The organism is Stackebrandtia soli, assembly GCF_965137155.1.
In the GTDB taxonomy this organism is placed as follows: Bacteria; Actinomycetota; Actinomycetes; order Mycobacteriales; family Micromonosporaceae; genus Stackebrandtia; species Stackebrandtia soli.
In genome coordinates, this window is sequence record NZ_CBCRZX010000056.1 from 1 (window position 1) to 18,429 (window position 18,429).

17 protein-coding genes and 2 tRNA genes are annotated in these 18,429 nt (G+C 67.5%); 13 read left to right on the forward strand and 6 right to left on the reverse strand.

All coding sequences use genetic code 11. The features are described from left to right. Positions 1–363: hypothetical protein (locus ACM9NP_RS21465; RefSeq protein WP_415648564.1), on the forward strand; the 363-nt coding region annotated here is incomplete at its 5' end. 1,057 nt (positions 364–1,420) lie between these two features. On the opposite strand, the gene ACM9NP_RS21470 is transcribed toward ACM9NP_RS21465, so the two are convergent. After that, on the reverse strand, positions 1,421–1,615 hold the full coding sequence (locus tag ACM9NP_RS21470; RefSeq protein WP_415648565.1) for a hypothetical protein: 195 nt from the start codon (positions 1,613–1,615) through the stop codon (positions 1,421–1,423). Further along, on the reverse strand, positions 1,612–3,021 hold the full coding sequence (locus tag ACM9NP_RS21475; protein WP_415648566.1) for a PspC domain-containing protein: 1,410 nt from the start codon (positions 3,019–3,021) through the stop codon (positions 1,612–1,614). The genes ACM9NP_RS21470 and ACM9NP_RS21475 overlap by 4 nt, the downstream gene beginning before the upstream one ends. A gap of 206 nt (positions 3,022–3,227) precedes the next feature. On the opposite strand from ACM9NP_RS21475, the gene ACM9NP_RS21480 reads away from it, so the two are divergent. The 5 genes from ACM9NP_RS21480 (at position 3,228) to ACM9NP_RS21500 (ending at position 9,912) form a co-directional block, all read left to right on the forward strand. Next, on the forward strand, positions 3,228–4,427 hold the full coding sequence (locus ACM9NP_RS21480; RefSeq protein WP_415648587.1) for an ATP-binding protein: 1,200 nt from the start codon (positions 3,228–3,230) through the stop codon (positions 4,425–4,427). Next, entirely contained in the window at positions 4,420–5,070 is a 651-nt protein-coding gene (locus tag ACM9NP_RS21485; RefSeq protein ID WP_415648567.1) for a response regulator, read from the forward strand. The genes ACM9NP_RS21480 and ACM9NP_RS21485 overlap by 8 nt, the downstream gene beginning before the upstream one ends. A gap of 143 nt (positions 5,071–5,213) precedes the next feature. Next, on the forward strand, positions 5,214–6,290 hold the full coding sequence (locus tag ACM9NP_RS21490) for a Cys-Gln thioester bond-forming surface protein (protein ID WP_415648568.1): 1,077 nt from the start codon (positions 5,214–5,216) through the stop codon (positions 6,288–6,290). Positions 6,291–7,011: 721 nt separating this feature from the next. Further along, positions 7,012–7,290, forward strand: a complete 279-nt coding sequence (locus ACM9NP_RS21495; protein ID WP_415648569.1) for a chorismate mutase — start codon at positions 7,012–7,014, stop codon at positions 7,288–7,290. Between the two features lie 318 nt (positions 7,291–7,608). Then, positions 7,609–9,912, forward strand: a complete 2,304-nt coding sequence (locus tag ACM9NP_RS21500; protein ID WP_415648570.1) for a UvrD-helicase domain-containing protein — start codon at positions 7,609–7,611, stop codon at positions 9,910–9,912. A gap of 184 nt (positions 9,913–10,096) precedes the next feature. Here ACM9NP_RS21500 and ACM9NP_RS21505 read toward each other — a convergent pair whose 3' ends face one another. After that, positions 10,097–10,897, reverse strand: a complete 801-nt coding sequence (locus tag ACM9NP_RS21505) for a M23 family metallopeptidase (RefSeq protein ID WP_415648571.1) — start codon at positions 10,895–10,897, stop codon at positions 10,097–10,099. Positions 10,898–11,442: 545 nt separating this feature from the next. Between ACM9NP_RS21505 and ACM9NP_RS21510 the strand changes: the two genes are divergently transcribed. Further along, positions 11,443–13,968, forward strand: coding sequence for a putative bifunctional diguanylate cyclase/phosphodiesterase (locus ACM9NP_RS21510; protein ID WP_415648572.1), 2,526 nt, complete (start codon positions 11,443–11,445; stop codon positions 13,966–13,968). Between the two features lie 31 nt (positions 13,969–13,999). Here the strand turns inward: ACM9NP_RS21510 and ACM9NP_RS21515 are convergent, their stop codons facing one another. Continuing rightward, on the reverse strand, positions 14,000–14,971 hold the full coding sequence (locus ACM9NP_RS21515) for an intradiol ring-cleavage dioxygenase (protein WP_415648573.1): 972 nt from the start codon (positions 14,969–14,971) through the stop codon (positions 14,000–14,002). 328 nt (positions 14,972–15,299) lie between these two features. Between ACM9NP_RS21515 and ACM9NP_RS21520 the strand changes: the two genes are divergently transcribed. Genes ACM9NP_RS21520 through ACM9NP_RS21530 form a run of 3 tightly spaced genes read left to right on the forward strand, consistent with a single transcriptional unit; the run spans position 15,300 to position 16,602 of the window. Next, entirely contained in the window at positions 15,300–15,668 is a 369-nt protein-coding gene (locus ACM9NP_RS21520; protein WP_415648574.1) for an ArsR/SmtB family transcription factor, read from the forward strand. Next, the gene (locus tag ACM9NP_RS21525; RefSeq protein ID WP_415648575.1) at positions 15,665–16,114 is read left to right on the forward strand and encodes an SRPBCC family protein; all 450 of its coding nucleotides are present in this window, start codon (positions 15,665–15,667) and stop codon (positions 16,112–16,114) included. Before ACM9NP_RS21520 ends, ACM9NP_RS21525 begins: the two co-directional genes overlap by 4 nt. 38 nt (positions 16,115–16,152) lie before the next feature. Then, positions 16,153–16,602: a YybH family protein gene (locus ACM9NP_RS21530; RefSeq protein ID WP_415648576.1), complete on the forward strand. Its 450-nt coding sequence runs from the start codon at positions 16,153–16,155 to the stop codon at positions 16,600–16,602. A 270-nt stretch (positions 16,603–16,872) separates the two neighbouring features. Here ACM9NP_RS21530 and ACM9NP_RS21535 read toward each other — a convergent pair. Both ACM9NP_RS21535 and ACM9NP_RS21540 read right to left on the reverse strand, forming a co-directional pair. Beyond that, a tRNA-Met gene (locus ACM9NP_RS21535) sits at positions 16,873–16,945 on the reverse strand. A gap of 38 nt (positions 16,946–16,983) precedes the next feature. Beyond that, a tRNA-Thr gene (locus tag ACM9NP_RS21540) sits at positions 16,984–17,056 on the reverse strand. 331 nt (positions 17,057–17,387) lie between these two features. On the opposite strand from ACM9NP_RS21540, the gene rpmG reads away from it, so the two are divergent. Genes rpmG through ACM9NP_RS21555 form a run of 3 tightly spaced genes read left to right on the forward strand, consistent with a single transcriptional unit; the run spans position 17,388 to position 18,374 of the window. Continuing rightward, entirely contained in the window at positions 17,388–17,555 is a 168-nt protein-coding gene (gene rpmG, locus ACM9NP_RS21545) for a 50S ribosomal protein L33 (protein ID WP_415648577.1), read from the forward strand. A gap of 4 nt (positions 17,556–17,559) precedes the next feature. After that, positions 17,560–17,973, forward strand: a complete 414-nt coding sequence (locus ACM9NP_RS21550; RefSeq protein ID WP_415648578.1) for an FAS1-like dehydratase domain-containing protein — start codon at positions 17,560–17,562, stop codon at positions 17,971–17,973. Then, on the forward strand, positions 17,970–18,374 hold the full coding sequence (locus ACM9NP_RS21555; protein ID WP_415648579.1) for a MaoC/PaaZ C-terminal domain-containing protein: 405 nt from the start codon (positions 17,970–17,972) through the stop codon (positions 18,372–18,374). The genes ACM9NP_RS21550 and ACM9NP_RS21555 overlap by 4 nt, the downstream gene beginning before the upstream one ends. Positions 18,375–18,429 lie beyond the last annotated feature (55 nt).

The window sequence follows — 18,429 nt, forward strand, 5'->3', positions numbered from 1 at the left end:
GCCCCCGCACCGCCGCCGTCCACACCGTCCGAATCCGTCTCGGCACCGGTCGACGCGTCCGACCCGGCGATTCCCGGCGACGCGCTTCCCGGTTGGGTCTACACCGACGCGGACGAGAACTGGTATCTCGTCCTCGCGATGGCCGACGGTTCGCGCCTGATGCGACTGTCCGATTTCGCGTTGATCCCCGTCGGCGCGCTGTCGCCCGACGACCTCACGCTCGCCGGTTCCATCGAGATGACGGTCTGGCCGACGGACAGTGAGGAGCCGGCATCCGAACCGGCCGCGACTCCCGTCGACGACCCGCCGGACGACGAACCCGGCACCACCATCCTGCGCGGCCGCCCGGCCCCCTCGGAGTGACCGACCGGAACGACAAGCGCGGAGACCGCTGATCGGTTGAGGCGCGTCTCCCGGGGTCGAGTCTCCCGGCTTGGTGGGTCTCCCCTCCTGCCCGTGCATCGTCCTGCGGTCCCATACCCCGCCCCACCAAGCCGAAAGTGTTGCGGTCGCGCCCTCGGGTGGAGGTGCCTTCGGGCACTGTCCTTTCGTGCAGTTCCTGCCGCGTCTCAGCGGGGTGGTCACAGACTTCGGCTTGGTGGGGCGGGTTACGTGCCGGAACCGTTCTGCCGTGTCGGTAAGGGAGACCCACCAAGCCGCAGGAGACGACCTCTGCGCAGACAGTGGGTGGCCCGGTTCCCCGGCTTGGTGGGTCTTCCTTCCCGCCCGTGCATCGTCCTGCGGTCCCGTACGTCGCCCCACCAAGCCGAAAGTGTGGCGGTCGCGTCCTCAGGTGGAGGTGCCCTGCGGGCACTGCCTTTCGTGCCTCCGTCCCTGACAGAGGTGCCCTTCGGGCACTGTCCTTTTCGTGCAGTTCCTGCACTTCAGTCCTCTGCCGCGCCACAGCCGGGTGGCCGGAGACTTTCGGTTCCACACGGCGATCACGCCTCAGCCGGATGGCCACCCGCTTTCGGCTTGGTGGGGCGGGTTACGTGCCGAAACCGTTCTTCGGAGTCGGTAAGAGAGACCCACCAAGCCGCAAAAGACGACCTCTGCTCAGACGCCATGTGGCCCGGTTCCCCGGCTTGGTGGGTCTCCCCTCCTGCCTGCGCATCGTCCTACGGTTCCATACCCCGCCCCACCAAGCCGAAAGTGTGGCGGTCGCGCCCTCAGGTGGAGGTGCCCTGCGGGCACTGCCTTTCGTGCCTCCGTCCCTGACAGAGGTGCCCTTCGGGCACTGTCCTTTTCGTGCAGTTCCTGCACTTCAGTCCTCTGCCCGCGCCTCAGCCGGATGGCCACCCACTTTCGGCTTGGTGGGGCGGGTTACGTGGCGAAACCGTTCTGCCGTGTCGTCAAGGGAGACCCACCAAGCCGCAAGTGTTCCGGGCGCTTCGTGGACGTTGCAACCGTGGCGGGATGTCTAGCGGCGGCGGTCTTTGGAGGTAAAGGCCATCCTCGCGACGCCCGTGACGCCGGCGAGGGTGCAGGCCGCGGACAGGACCAGGATCATCGTCGCGGGCGACATCGCCACGTACGTGTTGACGACGCCGATCACGGCCAACGCCAGGAACAGGGTCCCGAGAATCAGTGCCGCCGGGCTGAACGTCTCCCTCATCGCCGTACCTCCAAAGTGCCCAGACGCACGGTGGCGTCGATCGTGAGACTGCCCCCACCGGGGCCGTCGGGACCGTCCGAACGGAGCACCTGGTCGCCGACCCCGCTGATCGTGTCATCGTCCACCATGACCGTCCCGAGCGCCGCGTCGTCGATGTTGACGATGACGTCGACCTCCGGCGGGACGACGATCTCCATGTGCCCGAAGGTCACCGAGACCTGGATCCCGGCCGGCACCTCCGTGAACGAGACGGCCGTCAAGTCGAGATCGGTCTGCCCGAGGTTCGCGACGAGATGGTCAGGAACGGCGGACTCGCTCGCGATCGTGTACGACTGGTACCCGACCGGGCCGAGCCGGTCCACGGCGATCGCGACGACGAGCGTCAGCGACAGGGCGAGCCCGAGCCAGGTCAGACCGGTCGACCCGCCGCGCCGACTCGACACGGCCAGGCCGACGCCGCACGTCGCCAGCAGCACGGAGGCGAAGAGCGTCAACGGAACCGGCACCGGGGTCGCCGCGATGATCAGCAGGACCGCCGTCGCGATGAGCATGAGCAGGATCGTCACGCGAGCCGCACGGCGTGGTTTGGGGGCCTTCGCGGCCTTCGCGGCGCGTCTGCGGGCCCGGCGCGACTCGGACGGCTTGTCGGACGCCGGTGGCGGGCTCGCGGGGCGGGTTCCGGACGGCCCGCTGGGGCTCGCGCCCGCCGTGGCGTGCGGCCCGTCGGCGACCGCCGACTCACGTCGACGGCGACGCCGACGGGTCCGCCCGGGAGCGTCCACCTTGCCATCAATGTGGACGGTTTCGATCACCGGAGTGGACCGGGCGGCGAGGGTGACGTCGAGTTCCTTCGTCGGTTGCGGTTCGGCCGGCCGCCGACCGAACGGGCCGTGCGGCGCGAACGGCTTCCGGTACGCGGGATCGGAACCGGCGCCGGTGTCGTCCGCGACCGGCGCGAGCGCGCTCCGCTGCCTCTGGAGACCGATGACGGCCAGACCGAACAGGCCGCTCGTGACCAGCGGCCACCCCGTGCCGCGCAGGACGACGAGGACGGCGAGGACGATCCCGCCGAGGACGAGCGCCGCCGCGACGGGACGGGACGTGCGGGACGTGCCGCGTCCGAAGACGGCCTCGATCGCCGAGGCCTCGTCGCCCTCGCCGGGGAAGAACAGCCAGCCGAACACGTAGAGGACGATGCCGAGGCCGCCGAACGCGACGAGGACGGCGAGCACGACCCGCCACAGGAGCGCGTCGGTGCCGGTCGCGTCGCCGAACGCGGCGCAGACCCCGGCGATGCGGCGTCGGTCCCGAGGTCGGATCAGGCCGGTGTCGGCGAACGCGCCGCTCGGTTTCGCCTCGGGTACGGCATCGGGAACGGCCGATGCGTCGGGCGGCGTGAACGTCATTCCTCGATACTGCCAAGCCGGGACGTCGGTCGCACCCCACGGCGACCCTGACGTGACCCTGATATGCAGTTCCGGGTGGAGTCCGGGCCGGTCGAGCTGGGCGGAGCGGGCCCGCGCGTGTGACGATCGAGTCGGCCGTCCTGGCCGAGTTCGTTTCGAGAAGGAGCACCGTCATCGCTACCACCGATACTTCGCCACGGCGTGAGGTGCGGCCCGCGCTGCGGCGTCGCCGCGACGGGCGGGTCCTCACCGGTGTCGCCGGTGGAGTCGCGGCGCATCTACGGATGCGACCGCTGTACGTGCGGCTCGGTTTCGTTCTGCTTGCGACGCCGCTGTTCGAGAGCCTGGGCGTGCTGTTGTACGTGGCGTTGTGGGCGGTCCTGCCGTCCGACAGCCCCGAGGGCGAGCGTCCGTACCGGGACATGCGTCAGTGGCCGGTGTTCGCGCTGCTCGGCGCGGGTCTGCTGCTGTTCGCGGTCGCGACGGGGTGGGTCGGTCCGGGCATGCTGTTCGCGTGGCTGGGGGCGGTCGTCGCGGCCGGAGCGGGCGTCATCTGGCATCAGGTGAAACCGGACGGGACCTGGGTGACGACGCTGCTGTCGGACACGGGTCGGCGCGCGACGTACCTGCGGATCGGCGGCGGGGTGGCGCTCGTCGCGACGGGCGTGATCGGGGTCCTCGTCGTCATCGTCGGGCTCAACAGCGACAACCTGTCGTCAATGTTGAACAGTCTCGTGTTCACGGCGATCGCGCTGGCGGGGATGGCGCTCGTGTTCGGGCCGTTGGCATGGCGGACGGTCGTGGAGTTGCGCGCGGAGCGGGAGGGTCGCGTCCGGGAGCAGGAGCGCGCCGACATCGCGGCAATGGTGCACGACCAGGTGCTGCACACCCTGGCGTTGATCCAGCGGCGGTCGGACGACCCGCGTGAGGTGGCCCGGTTGGCGCGCGGGCAGGAGCGGGCGCTGCGGAACTGGTTGTACAAGCCGACGGCGGAGGCGGCGGAGCGGTTCTCGGCGGCGATCGAGGCGGCGGCGGCCGAGGTGGAGGACTCGTTCGCGATCAGTGTGGACGTCGTCGTGGTGGCGGACTGCGATTGCGATCCGCAGACGGTGGCGCTGGTCGCGGCGGCGAGGGAGGCGATGGTCAACGCGGCGAAGCACGCGGGGGTGTCGTCGATCTCGGTGTACGCGGAGGTGGAGCCGGGCATGTTGAGCGTCTTCGTTCGGGACCGTGGCACGGGTTTCGACGTCGACGACATCGCGGACGACCGGCACGGGGTGCGGGGTTCGATCGTCGACCGCATGGTGCGGCACGGTGGCCGGGCCGAGATCAGAAGTACGGTCGGTGAAGGCACGGAGGTGCGGCTGTGGATGCCGCGCGAATCGAAGGGAATGGGCGATGACTGACGACACCCGACTCAAGGTGTTCCTTGTGGACGATCATGCGATGTTCCGGGCGGGTGTCCGGGCCGAGCTCGGGGAGTCCGTGCACGTCGTCGGCGAGGCGGGGAACGTCGCCGACGCGGTCGTCGCGATCGGGCGGACACTGCCCGATGTGGTGCTGTTGGACGTCCACATGCCAGACGGCGGTGGACGCGCGGTCCTGGAACGGGTTCGCGTCGATCACCCGCAGGTGAAGTTCCTGGCGCTGTCGGTGTCGGACGCCGCCGAGGACGTCATCGGGTTGATCCGGGCGGGCGCCCGCGGCTACGTGACGAAGACGATCGCCGCCGACGAGCTGGTCGCCGCGATCGGTCGCGTCGCCGACGGGGACGCCGTGTTCTCTCCCCGGTTGGCGGGCTTCGTGTTGGACGCGTTCGCGTCGACGTCGCAGGCGCCCGTCAACGACCCCGAACTGGACCAGTTGACGAACAGGGAACGCGAGGTGCTGCGGCTCCTGGCGCGCGGATACGCGTACAAGGAGATCGCGAAAGAGCTCTACATCTCCATCAAGACAGTGGAAACACACGTCTCCAATGTGCTTCGAAAGTTGCAGATGTCCAACCGTTACGAGCTGTCCCGGTGGGCGGTCGATCGCCGAATCGTCTGATTCGAAAGGCGAATTAACGTATTAATATTCGTAAATCGGACAGCGATTCTTTGGGGTCAAACGCAACTCGTTGCTATCCGATAACGTGTCTGTCTCGGAGGAAAATCCGAACCCTCAATGTTCCCCCGGGAGGGACACACAATATGAACAACAACTGGATGCGGGCCGGCGTTGCCGCGGCCGCGGCCGGAGTACTCGCCCTGGGCATGGCCGGAACGGCCACCGCTGAGGACGACATTCCGGCGCCGACCCGCGGTTCCGTCGTCGTCGAGCCCGGCTGGATCGCCAACGGCACCGAAGACGCGGAGCGAGTTGGCCGGATCTTCCTTAAGCCGGAAGGTTCCGAAACGCTGCTCCCGACGTACTGCATCGACCTGATGACGCCGCTCGACAGCTCGCACATGTACGAGTCCGGCGAGTGGACCGAGTCGAACGTCGCGAACCTCGCGCTCGTTCAGTGGGTGCTCCACAACGGATACCCCACCGCCGACCCGGCCGCGCTCGCTGAGGCCGCCGGGGCTGACCTGACGGACATCCCCGACGTCAACGGTGTCGCTTACACGGCAACGCAGACCGCCGTGTGGCACTTCACCGACGGGTTCAACCTGAACGTGGACGACGCCACCGACGAGCACGCTGCCGTCGACGCGGCCGTCGCCGCGATCTACACGTACCTGACGGAGAACGCCGCCGAGATGCCCGAGCCCGTCTCGGACATCATCTTCGACGGCCCGTCCACGGGCGACGTCACCGAGAAGATCGGCCCCTTCACCGTCACCACGCCCGGTGGTGACGTGGAGCTGACCATCGACGGTGGCAAGCTCGTCGACGCCGACGACAACGAGATCACGTCCCTGCCCAACGGTGGTGAGTTCTACATCAACCCGGACGACGGCGTTGAGAACATCACCGTCAAGGCCAAGGGCCAGATCGCTCAGCCCACGGGCTCGGTGTTCATGACCACCGACCAGCCCGCCGAGGGTTTCTCCACGCTCAGCAAGGACGACTCGCAGAAGCTCATCCTCGGCACCTCGCTGGAAGGCGAGACCGAGGCCGAGATGACGCTTGAAGTCAGCGGTGGCGACAACACGCTGCCGGTCACCGGTATGTCGCTGACCACCTCGATCATCCTCGGCGCGGTCATTCTCGCCGCCGGTGGTGCTCTGCTGGTCGTCATGCGTCGTCGTCGGGTCGCCGCCACCTGGGGCGACGCCGCGTAACGCGCGCTGACACACGCACGACGCTCGACGAAACGGCACCCACCTCACGGTGGGTGCCGTTTCACGTGAGGACCCTTCCCGTTCCCGCGGTGCCTCTTCGGCGCGTCGCCACGGGTTCGCCGCGTCCGGCCGCCGTCGCATTCCGGCCGCTCCGTTTTCCTGCCGTTCCCCCGCGCCATCTGTGGCCCGAGGCGCTGCCCCGGCCGCCGTTTCCCGCTTCGCCGCCGACCAACAGGATCGCCGGGTCGCCGCCGATGCGGTCTGCGGCGCTGCCCCGCCGTCGCTTCGCCCGCCGTCGCCGGTCGGCCGAGGCGCTGCCCCGCCGTCGGTCCTCGTTTCGCCGCCGACCAACAGGATCGCCGGGTCGCCGCCGATGCGGTCTGCGGCGCTGCCCCGCCATCGCTTCGCCCGCCGTCGCCGGTCGGCCGAAGGGCTGCCCCGCCGTCGGTCCTCGTTTCGACGACGAGCCGACACGCTTCCCTCTTTCGACGACGCGTCCCACTTCGTGGCGCGTCACTGTGCGACCGGCACATCCTGTGGCATACTGGGCCACGTGTTCCACGACGTGCGATTTTATGGCTACTACGGCATCGGTTGTCCGAGCCGTAGGTCGTCGCGCTGAACGCAACCTAGACCTACCGCTCCGGGCAACGGCCCGGGGCGTTTTTTCGTTTTCGGGTCGCCAACGGGTCAACACACCATCGACACCAAAGGCAGCACGATGACAAACGACACGGCCACCAGCACCGTCACCGCACTCGACGACAACCTCGACGGGCTCCGCGACCGCATCAACGCGATCGACGAAGAACTCATCCGCCTGTGGCGAGAACGCTCCGGCATATCCAAAGAGGTCGGACGCATCCGCATGGCGTCCGGCGGAACCCGGCTCGCACTCGCACGGGAACGACAGATCTGCGAACGCTTCGCCGACGCACTCGGTGAAGACGGCACCCAACTCGCACTGCTACTGCTGCGCGCCGGTCGCGGACCGCTCTAACGACGACGCCGACCCGATGCCGATCTATCCCGTCCCGTCGCGTCTATCCCGTTCCGCCCATCCCGTTCCGCGACGCCAACCCTCCACTTCGGCTTGGTTGGGCAAATTCCCCGCTTGGCTGGGTAAATGTCGAAATCAGGCGTGTTTTCGCAATTTGCCCAACCAAGCGGAACATTTGGCCAACCAAGCGGGGACTGGAGCGCAGGGAACGGCACCGCTGGGGTCACTGGTGCGCGGCTCGGATCGTTGGGCCTCAGCAGCCGCATGGACGGCGCACGGTGCGGGGCGTCAGACCCGGTACCTAGACTGGATCGCGTCATGGAATCTCTGTTTGACGCGCCGTCGAAGCCGTCCTCGCCGTCCGCCGCCGACCTACTGGACGGCCTCAACGAGCCGCAACGCCAGGCCGTCCTGCACGAGGGCCCGCCGCTGCTCATCATCGCCGGAGCCGGATCGGGCAAGACGCGCGTCCTGACACAGCGGATCGCGTACCAGATCAGCGAGCGAAACATCCACCCCGGACAGATCCTGGCGATCACGTTCACGAACAAGGCCGCCGCCGAAATGCGCGAACGCGTCGGCGCGGTCGTCGGTGGCAGGGCCCGCGCCATGTGGGTGTTGACGTTCCACTCCGCGTGCCTGCGCATCCTGCGCCGCGAACACGAACTCGTCGGGCTGAAGTCGTCGTTCACGGTGTACGACTCGGACGACTCCCGGCGGCTCATGACCCAGATCGCCCGCGAGATGGAACTCGACAAGCGAACGAACCCTCGCGGTCTCCTCGCCGACATCTCGAAACTGAAGAACGAACTCATCGACGTCGAGACCGCCGCCGGAGCGGCCGCGAGCGACCGTGAGAAGACCGTCGTCGAGGCGTACCGCCGCTACACCCAGCGGTTGCGTCTCGCCCAGGCGCTCGACTTCGACGACATCATCGGCGTCACGGTCGACCTGTTCCGAAACCACCCCGTCATCGCGCGGGAGTACCGGCGGCGGTTCCGCCACGTCCTCGTCGACGAGTACCAGGACACCAACCACGCCCAGTACGAACTGATCCGTCTTCTCGTCGGCGACGACTCCGACCCCGAGGTACCCGCGTCGAGCCTGTGCGTCGTCGGCGACGCCGACCAGTCGATCTACGCGTTCCGAGGCGCGACCATCCGCAACATCCTCGAATTCGAACGCGACTACCCGAACGCCCGCACGATCCTGCTGGAGCAGAACTACCGCTCCACGCAGACGATCCTCGACGCCGCGAACGCCGTCATCACGAAGAACCCCGGCCGCCGCGACAAGCAACTGTGGACGGACGTCGGGGGCGGCGACAAAATCATCCGCTACGACGCCGACAACGAACACGACGAGGCGCTGTGGGTCGCCGACCGCATCGACGAACTCTCGGACGCCGGGGTGCGACCGGCCGACATCGCCGTGTTCTACCGGACGAACGCCCAGTCCCGAGTATTCGAGGACGCGTTCATCCGCCGTGGACTGCCGTACAAGGTCGTCGGCGGGGTCCGCTTCTATGAACGCCGCGAGGTCCGCGACGCGCTCGCGTACCTGAAGTTGACGGTCAACCCGGACGACTCCGTGTCGGCTCGTCGCGTCGTCAACGTCCCGAAGCGGGGCGTCGGGGATCGCGCCGTCGCGTGCGTCGACGTCCTCGCCGACACGAAGCTGCTGTCGTTCGGGGCGGCGTTGGAGCGCGCCGACGAGGCAATCGGCATGTCCGCTCGCGCCAAGACCGGCATCGACAAGTTCGTGAAGGTCGTGCAGGCCGGACGGGCGATGGTCGAGGCGGGCGAGCCGCCGGAGACCGTCCTGGAGACGCTGTTGACGGATTCGGGATACCTCGTCGAGTTGGAGGCGTCGACCGATCCGCAGGACGAAGCGCGCGTGGAGAACCTTCGCGAACTCGTCAGTGTCGCCCGCGAGTACTCGGAGCGGGTCGACATGGGCGACTTCGACGACGGTGAGACGGACGAACCGCAGTCCCCGACCGTCGCCGGGTTCCTGGAGCAGGTGTCGCTCGTCGCCGACGCGGACCAGATTCCCGACAACGACGACGGCAGCGGCGTCGTCACGCTCATGACCCTGCACACCGCGAAGGGCCTCGAGTTCGACGTCGTGTTCCTGTCCGGTCTCGACCAGGGCGTCTTCCCGCACGAACGGTCGATGAACGACCCGGCCGAGATGGAGGAGGAACGGCGACTCGCGTATGTCGGGATCACGCGGGCCCGCAAGCAGTTGCACGTCTCCCGGGCGGAGACCCGCAGCGCGTGGGGGCAGCCGCAGTTCCACCCGCCGAGCCAGTTCCTGGAGGAGCTGCCGCGCGAGCTGATCGACGTCGCGCGGATCAAGGCACCGCCGGGGCTGTCCCGGCCGTTGCGGCCGCAGCGCGGCGGAGGCGGTGGTGGTGGTTTCGGAACGATGATCACGAGCGCGGCGGAGCCGAAGGACGTGCCGGTGCTGGACGTCGGGGACCGGGTCAACCACGACCGGTTCGGGATGGGGCGGGTCCTCGAGGTGAAGGGCACCGGGCCGCGGGCGCAGGCGCTCATCGACTTCGGTGACGACCCGAAGTGGCTGGTCGTCCGGCACGCTCCCGTCACCAAGCTGTGAGACCGGGGCCGTGACGGCCAAGCCGGCAGGGTCGCCCGCACGGGTCTGACGGTGGGATTCGGAGGGGTCCGGGGCCTCCGGCCTCCTCCCCAGAGTCGACGTTACCGGGCGCCGACGCGTGGCCGTCAAGCCCGCGTCGTCCGGCCTGTGGATAACTCACCGGTTGTGGACAACCGGCGAGCGTTCAGTGCCGGGGGCCGTCTTCGGTGAGGACGGCGCCGGCCAGGTGCCGGATGTCGACGCCCCGGTCCGCCATGAACCGCAACGGGTCCACGGCCTGACCGTTGTGGTGGATCTCAAAGTGGCTGTGCGGGCCGAACGAGTTGCCCGTGTTGCCGACGTCGGCGATGTGCTCGCCCGCGCGCACCGTCTGGCCGACGCTCACCGCGATCGCGGAATTGTGCGCGTACAAGGTGGTCACGCCGTCGCCGTGATCGATGACGACGAGCTGGCCGAAGCCGCCGCTGTTCCAGCCCGCCTCGACGACGGTCCCCGGGTACACGGCGAGGACCGGCGCGCCCTCGGGGGCCGCGAAGTCGAGGCCCTTGTGCCAGGTCCCCCACCGGGCCCCGAACAGCGACGACAGGTCGAAGTTCGCCAGCGGCGCCCGCCACACCCGCTCGGCCGATTGAGCGGTGATCGGTGACGCGGCGCGCCCCCCGGTCCGGTCGGCCCTGTCGGCTGTCGAAGGGAGCATCGGCGCCGCTGGGTCGCCGTCCGCGTCGATGACAGTCAACGCCGACGCCGAATCGGTGACGCTCGGCATTGCCGCCGCGGACGCCAAGGCCACCGTTCCGGCGGCGGCGAGCGCGGCGCCGACGACCACGACGTAGCGACGTCGCGGGTCGACCGCCGCGATCAACGGGGCCCGATGTCGTCCGCGATGACGTCTCGGGGCCGTGTGTCTCGGTGGAGTGGTGTCCGGCGTCGCCGCGGCGTGCGGGTCCGTCGGATTGTGGCCGCCGGTGGCATGAATGTGACTCACAACGCCCTCCTGTCACGGGCCCGGCCAACACGGATCCGGGACGAGCCGCTACCGTTCGTCGAGGTTCGTCGACATCACGGTGGTGTCGTTCACATTCGTGTGTGCCGCTCCCATAAACGAACTTTCGATACCGTAACGGTTCGGTTACGATTCGACTTCACGGGGTCGTCCGTCGCTCCGGTGATCACAAATACGTTCCGAAGCTGTTCAAACTTTCAGACAAATAGTGCCTAATCGGTCGTTCTCGGGATTGATTGACCATGCGTCCCTAACCGACGGAACTTCATCTGTGGCACCATGGCTGGCAAACCCCTATCGGCTCCGACAAGTGGCACTCCCGCAAAGGAGAACCAACATGAAAGCCCTTCGACGCGCGATTGCGGGGGGCCTGGCTGCCGCAGTCGCTGTATTCATCATGGCCACGGCAGCACCCAGCGCTACGCAGGCAGACCCCCCTCCGGCTGCGCCAGCAATCGAGCATGACGAATGGGAATGGACCTAGGCCCTCCCCATACAGCCGTGACTGGACGAGAGGATGACTGTTCGTGCCGGTATCGACACAACGCAGTCGCTTTAGTCGAAACATCGCGGCGTGGATCGCGACTCTAGGACTCTCCGCCCTCGCGTTCCTCCTGGCCGTCCTCGCCTGGCGAGTCGACCCGGTGGCGCCGAACTGGGTGTCCTTCGCGCTCGTCTCGGCCCTGTTCGCCGGGGCGATCGCGTTGCCGTTCCACCTGGAAGTCCGGCAGCAGGGAATCTCGGTCGCGGCAACCGAGCTCGCCCTGCTACTGGCACTCTTCTATCTGCCACCGCTGTGGTTGCTCGTCGCCCGCTGTCTGGCGGGTTCCCTGATCTACGGCTATCGCTACGTGCGACGCCAGACGAGCTTCATCAAAGCGGTGTTCAACATCGCCACGAGCATGATCGCCTTCGCCTGCGCGAGTTTCGTCGCGGCGGGCTTCGGGATCGGTTCACCCGTCGACCCGAGTACGTGGATCACGCTCCTGCTGGCCATCACCGTCTCGAACGTCGTGAGCGCGGCGGGCCTCGTCGGCATGATGCTGATCATCATCGGTCCCCACGGTGCGGACGACATCGCCAAGAGCCTCGGCACGGGGATCATCATCACCGGGATCAACTGCGCGATCGGTCTCGTCATCCTCGCGGCGACGACGCACACGGTCTGGACCCTCGTCCCGCTGACGATCCTCATCGGTGTCCTGATCTGGGCGAACAACGGATACAGCAAACAGATGCGGCAGCGTCGTTCGCTCACGGACCTCAACGAGTTCACGCAATCGGTGTCTCAAGCGGTCCAGAGCAACCGGCTCGTCGACATCATGACCCACCGGCTGCGGTCCATGCTGCACGCGGAGGCGGCGACGGTCTGGGTTCCGGCGGACAAGCGCTTCCCCGAGCTGCTGCTGTCGGCCTACATGGACGTCGAGGGGCTGCTCGACACCAGCCCCGTGCCCGCGCAGCTGCGCGAGTACGTCGTGGCCACGGGCGAGCCGCTGATCATCACCTCCCGTATCGGCACCGACGAACACCGCGCCCTGCTGCGTGAAAGCAAGGTCAAGGACGCGATCCTCGTCCCGTTGCGGTCGGGGACGGTCAGCTTCGGCTGCATCGCCGCGACGAACCGACTCGGCGGCGAACTGACGATCTTCGGCGAGGACGAACTGACGCTGTTGGAGACACTCGCCGCGCACGCGAGCGTCGCCGTCGAGAACTCCCGACTCGTCGACCGGCTGCGCTTCGACGCCTACCACGATTCGCTGACTCGGCTGCCGAACCGCCGCCGCATCATGAACGTCATCGAGGAATCGATCTCGATCACCGTCCCCGGAGAGATCGTCGCCGTCATGCTGTTCGACGTCGACGGCATGCGCGACATCAACGACTCCGTCGGCCACGCGGCCGGCGACGACCTCATCGTCGAGTTCGGGCGTCGCATCCGGGAAGCCGCACCGGCGGCCGCCCACGTCGGCCGGATCGACGGCGACGAGTTCGCGCTCGTCATCCGGCTTCCCGACACGGCGGCGGCCATCGCCTTGGCAGCCCAGATGCGCGACGCCCTCCAGCAGCCGTGCATGCTCGGCGCGTTGAACGTCGACATCGACTCCGCGGTCGGCATCGCCATCCACCCCGACACCGGGGACAAGGCCGACACGCTGCTGCAACGGGCCGACGTCGCGACCCAGTCCGCCAAGAGCATCGTCGGCGGCATCCAGGTCTACAACTCGGGCCTCGAATCGACGAGCGTGCGCCGTATCGGCCTCGCCGGGGACCTGCGTCGCGCCTTCGACAACGGCGAGTTCAGCGTCCACTTCCAACCGAAGGTCGCGCTCGCGGACCGCACCATCGTCGGGGTCGAGTGCCTCGCCCGCTGGCGACACCCCACGCATGGCGATGTTCCGCCGGAGGACTTCATCCCGGTCGCGGAACACACCGGCCAGCTCGGGGCCCTCACCACCTTCGTTCTGCGGGAGGGCTTGAGCCGGATCGCCGACTGGGCGCAACGCGGCCACGAACTCGGCATCTCCGTCAACCTGTCTCCGCGCACCCTCGCCGACGCCCAGTTCCCGCGTCTCGTCGAATCGCTTCTCGCCGAGTACGACCTCGCGCCCGAGCGGTTGACGCTCGAATTGACCGAGGACGGCATGGTCGGGGGCGGCGAGCGCACGCCACGGACACTGGATCGGCTCCGCGAACTGGGCGTCCGGCTGTCCGTCGACGACTTCGGCAAGGGCTACTCGTCCTTGGCCTACCTGCGGCGACTACCCGTCCAGGAGATCAAGATCGACCGCGGCTTCGTGCAGGGCATGGCGACCGACCGCGGGGACTACGCGATCGTGCGAGCCGTCGTCGACCTGGCGAGGCACTTCAACATGAGCGTCGTCGCCGAAGGCGTCGAGAGCGAGATGACCCTGCAACAGCTCAGCGAGATCGGATGCGATGTCGCTCAAGGGTTCTACTTCTCGCGCCCGCTCACGGCCGACCGTTTCGACGCCTGGCTGGCCGCTCAACACGGCGACGGCGCGGGGCCCCGTCGGCTGCACGCCGTCTGACTTCGGTCCCGCGCCGTCCGCGCCGTCTCCATCAGGACGTCGAACCGCCGTCCGGAGGCGGCCCGCCCGGGCCTCCGTCTCCCGGCCCGCCGTCACCGGGGCCGGGACCGCCGTCGCCACCGCCCGCCGGTTCCGTCCGGGTGTCGACGCCGACGACGAGCGAGACCGCGTAACCGCTGTCGACGTCGCCCTGCACCGTCGCCAACTGCTCCGCGGCGCCGTCATCACCGAAGACGTTGTCACCATCCAAAGTGATCTGTGCCAGGTTGCGGATCGACTGCTCGTAGCCGGGCTGCTCATAAACCGTGTCGCACACGTCCTTCGGCAGCGCCACCTGGGAGGTCGCGATGGTCTTCGTCGAATCGGTGAGGTCCGCCTGATCGGGGTAGACCTCGAAGTGGATGTGCGGCCAACGACCGCTGTAACAGGCGGGGAAGACGCTCGTGAACCGAACCTTGCCCGCGGCGTCCGCGATCTGCACCCCACGCAGGTAGTTCTGGTCCGTAATGCCCTCCGAGTAGAGCGAGTAGCCGCCCTCCCGGGTGCAGTGCCAGACGTACACCGCGACGCCTTCGAACGGCGCGCCGTCGTTGGCGAGGTCCCGGACGACGAGCTCCAGCGTCATCGGGACGCCCGCGGCCGTACCGTCCGCGTCGCCGAAACTCGACCTGATGTCGCTGCGGACGATGCCGCTCTCGGAGAGGACGTTCGGTCCGTTGGATCCGTCCCCCGGGTACGGTCCGGCGGTCTCGTCGGGAATCTCCCCCAGCGCCGAACTCGAGCTCGGGCTCGGGCTCGGCGACGAACCGTCCGAGCCGGCCCCGCACGCGGCGAGAACACCGCCGACGGCGCCCAGACCGAGCATCGCCAACATCCCCCGCCGATTCAGCACCGTCCCGACGTCAAAGGCGAGTCCCTGGTCGACCAGTTCCTCATCGGGGCGGGGCAATGATCGTCCTTCGAACTTCCGGACGCTTCGTCGTCCACCGTCTCTGTCGCGCATGAGCCCTCCATCGTCTCGATAGCACTGACGACAAGTTATGCGGCGACACCGCGAAAAACCTCGGCGTGAGCTGGGAAGACACTAGGAGTCTCGGAATCTCCCGGAAACGATCGACCCGCCCGAGACGGCGATGACGGGACTCGAACCGGTGACGCCACGTTGTACAAAGGCGAGTTCGGCACCAGGCGAATGGAATGGACCAGGCCCTGTCAGCCATTGTGGACCGTTGGACCAGTTCATGATCCATGCGACAGGACACCTGGGATTGAGAAGCAAAAGCTTAAGTGAAGACTTTACTTTCCACGGAGTTGCCCCTATGGTTAAGTGCATGCTTAACCATGTGCCGAGAGACGCGGATCAGGTGTTCCATGCCCTCGCCGATGCGAATCGGCGGGCGATCATCGAGCGCCTGACCCGTGGCCCGGCCGCGGTGAGCGAGCTGGCGCGCCTCCTCGGCGTGACCGTCGCGGCCACGGTTCAGCACCTGAAAGTGCTGCAGGCCAGCGAGCTGGTTCGGTCGGAAAAGGCCGGACGCGTCCGCACCTGCCAGATCGATCCATCCGGCCTACGGCGCGCCGAAGAGTGGCTGCGCCTGCAGCGAACAACGTGGGAGCATCGCCTCGACCGCCTCGGCGACGTCCTCAGCGAGAACGCGGCCGACCACGCTACCGACGCACCCAAGGAGCCAAGATCATGACCGAGCACTCGGCGAAACACAGCACGTTCACTTTGGAGCGCACCTACTCCGCCTCCCGTACGCAGGTGTTCGCGGCATGGGCGCATCGCGACACGAAGGCGAAGTGGTTCGCCGCCGACGACGCCGACTACACCCTCGACTTCCGTGTCGGCGGCGCCGAGGCCATCCGCGGCCGCACCGACGACGGGGCGGACATCATCGCCGAATCGGTCTACCACGACATCGTCACCGACGAGCGCATCGTCTACACCACCGCGCTCTACGGCCGAGGCGTGCTCGCGACGGTGTCGGTCACCACTGTGGAACTCGTCCTCGACGGCACCGGCACGCGGCTGGTGCTCACCGAACAGGGCACCTTCCTCGACGATCAGGAACAGCCCGAGTGGCGCGAACAGGGCACGGGCGACTGGCTGGACGCGTTGGGTCGCGAACTCGGCCGGTCCTGACGACCTCTTTCCGCACGACGCATCAAGGGAGATTCATCATGTCCGCCGCGCGCACAACGAACGGCTCGAACGCCGAGTCCGAAATCCGCGAGTTGTTCGATGCCCGTACCCGAGCAATCGCCGATAAGGACGCCGCCGCACTGGCCGCCGCGAACGACGGCGCCATCGTGGTGTTCGATGCCGTCGCCCCCTTCGTCCATCGTGGCGCAGAGACGAACGCGCGAAAGCAGCAGTGGCTCGCGGCGTACCGCACCGGCATCGGCCACGAAATCCGCGACCTGGAGATCACCGCAGGCGACGACCTCGCCTTCTGTCACTTCCTGGTCCGCATCAGCGGCACCATGCTCGACGGCACGGAGGTCGACATGTGGGTGCGCGCGACCAGTTGTCTACGCAAGCGCGACGACGGCTGGAAGATCGTCCACGAACACGCCTCGGTGCCTTTCGACGCCGAGACCGGCAAAGCAGTGGTGACCAGCGAACTGTGACCGGGAGTGCCCTGCGGATCATTTCGGTCGACTGCGAGCCGCCCGGGCACGTCATCTCTTCCAGGCGAGTTGGCCGAACTCATCGCGGGATGCGACGAGAATGAGCATCCGTTCACGACCGGTCGCCGCGGCCCGATCCGAATGGCGAACTGGCGCAGTCGCGAAGTCAAGCCCGCGCTCGCCGCCGGTCGCGCCGAGAGGTTGCATCCGCCGCGCCCGAACAAAGTAAAAGACACCTACCCCCTGGCCTGGGGATACGTGCCTTAAAAGTAGCGATGGCCGGACTTGAACCGGCGACACAACGATTATGAGTCGTTTGCTCTGCCAGCTGAGCTACACCGCCGTACAGGATCGGATCACCATAGGCGTCGCCGACCTCAGAGCCCCTTTACGGAATCGAACCGTAGACCTTCTCCTTACCATGGAGACGCTCTGCCGACTGAGCTAAAGGGGCGTGCGTTCGTGTTGCTTTGAACGCGCCTGGGTAAGAGTACACGGCCCCGAATGTCGCGCGCGACGGGGTTTCCCCCATTACACGGACGCCCCCGACGCGGCGATGACGAGGCCCCGAGAAGGACGTTCGGCGGGGAGTCAGGGGTCGCCCCGTCACCCAGCTCGCGGCGGTACCGAGTTGATCGGGTAACCTGAGTCGGTTGTTCTACCGACGGGTGCCCCGTTGGTGAGCCGGAGGCCACAGGCTTCCGGTTTTGTGTTGAGTAACTAGCTCGCTAGCCTTGACCAGTCCGTTTTGTCAGTAAGACCCGCTTAGAGGGAGGCGCGCCGCCGTGGCCAAGGCTACCGACGTCCGTCCGAAGATCACGATGGCGTGCGTGGAGTGCAAAGAGCGCAACTACATCACGAAGAAGAACCGGCGGAACGATCCCGACCGGATGGAACTCAAGAAGTTCTGCCCGCGCTGCAACACGCACACCGCGCACCGCGAAACCCGCTAGTCACGTGCTCAACCTCGCCTATGTCGGTCGTCGGCTCACGCCGACGGCACCGACGGAGGTGACCCGTGACGCGGTGGCGTCCTTCGCCGCCGCCTTGGGCGACCCCGAACCGGTTCATCCAGGTTCGGTACCCGCGACGTTTCTCATCTCATTGACGTTGCCGGCTGCCGATGTCCTGATCGATGACCCGGATTTCGGTCTGGACTTCTCCAGGGTCCTGCACCGTGAGCAGCGCTTCGCGTTCGCGCGCCCGGTGCGGGTCGGCGACTGTCTCCAGGCGCAGGTCATCGTCGACAGCATCAAGACCGTCGCCGGGAACGACCTCCTGACCCTGGTCACCGATGTCTCAACAGTGGACGGTGAGGCCGTCGCGACGGTCACGACCGTCCTGTTCGTGGCGGGGGAGGCGAAAGCGTGAACCAGGGCGACGAACTGTTCCGTCGATCCTTCGACATCGGTCGTGGTGACCTGATCGCCTACGCCAACGCGTCGGGCGACCAGAACCCGATCCACCAGGACGACGCCGCCGCCGGCGCCGCCGGCCTACCGGGGGTCATCGCTCACGGGATGCTCACGATGGGACTCGCGGCCCGCGCCGTCGCCGAATGGGCGGGCGGGCCCGAACGAGTCGGCGAATTGACGGCGCGCTTCGCGAAGCCTGTCGTCGTGCCCGCCGAGCCCGGGAAGGCGACGATCGACGTGATCGGCACCGTCCGCAAACTGCTCGACGACGGGCGCGTCGAGGTGAACGTGACCGTGTTGTGCGGCGAGGAAAAGGTGATCACGCCGGCTCGGGCGACCGTCACCCCGAACCGCTGATCACGACCCACATACGAACGAAGAGGGCGCCATCCACTCGGATGTCGCCCTTTTC

Excerpts from the sequence above, each read along its gene's own strand:
- ACM9NP_RS21500 (WP_415648570.1), top strand. The coding sequence starts at position 7,609 with ATGGAATCTCTGTTTGACGCGCCGTCGAAGCCGTCCTCGCCGTCCGCC.
- ACM9NP_RS21470 (WP_415648565.1), bottom strand. The coding sequence starts at position 1,615 with ATGAGGGAGACGTTCAGCCCGGCGGCACTGATTCTCGGGACCCTGTTC.
- ACM9NP_RS21485 (WP_415648567.1), top strand. The coding sequence starts at position 4,420 with ATGACTGACGACACCCGACTCAAGGTGTTCCTTGTGGACGATCATGCG.
- ACM9NP_RS21490 (WP_415648568.1), top strand. The coding sequence starts at position 5,214 with ATGAACAACAACTGGATGCGGGCCGGCGTTGCCGCGGCCGCGGCCGGA.
- ACM9NP_RS21475 (WP_415648566.1), bottom strand. The coding sequence starts at position 3,021 with ATGACGTTCACGCCGCCCGACGCATCGGCCGTTCCCGATGCCGTACCC.
- ACM9NP_RS21515 (WP_415648573.1), bottom strand. The coding sequence starts at position 14,971 with ATGCGCGACAGAGACGGTGGACGACGAAGCGTCCGGAAGTTCGAAGGA.
- ACM9NP_RS21495 (WP_415648569.1), top strand. The coding sequence starts at position 7,012 with ATGACAAACGACACGGCCACCAGCACCGTCACCGCACTCGACGACAAC.
- ACM9NP_RS21525 (WP_415648575.1), top strand. The coding sequence starts at position 15,665 with ATGACCGAGCACTCGGCGAAACACAGCACGTTCACTTTGGAGCGCACC.
- ACM9NP_RS21520 (WP_415648574.1), top strand. The coding sequence starts at position 15,300 with ATGCTTAACCATGTGCCGAGAGACGCGGATCAGGTGTTCCATGCCCTC.
- ACM9NP_RS21530 (WP_415648576.1), top strand. The coding sequence starts at position 16,153 with ATGTCCGCCGCGCGCACAACGAACGGCTCGAACGCCGAGTCCGAAATC.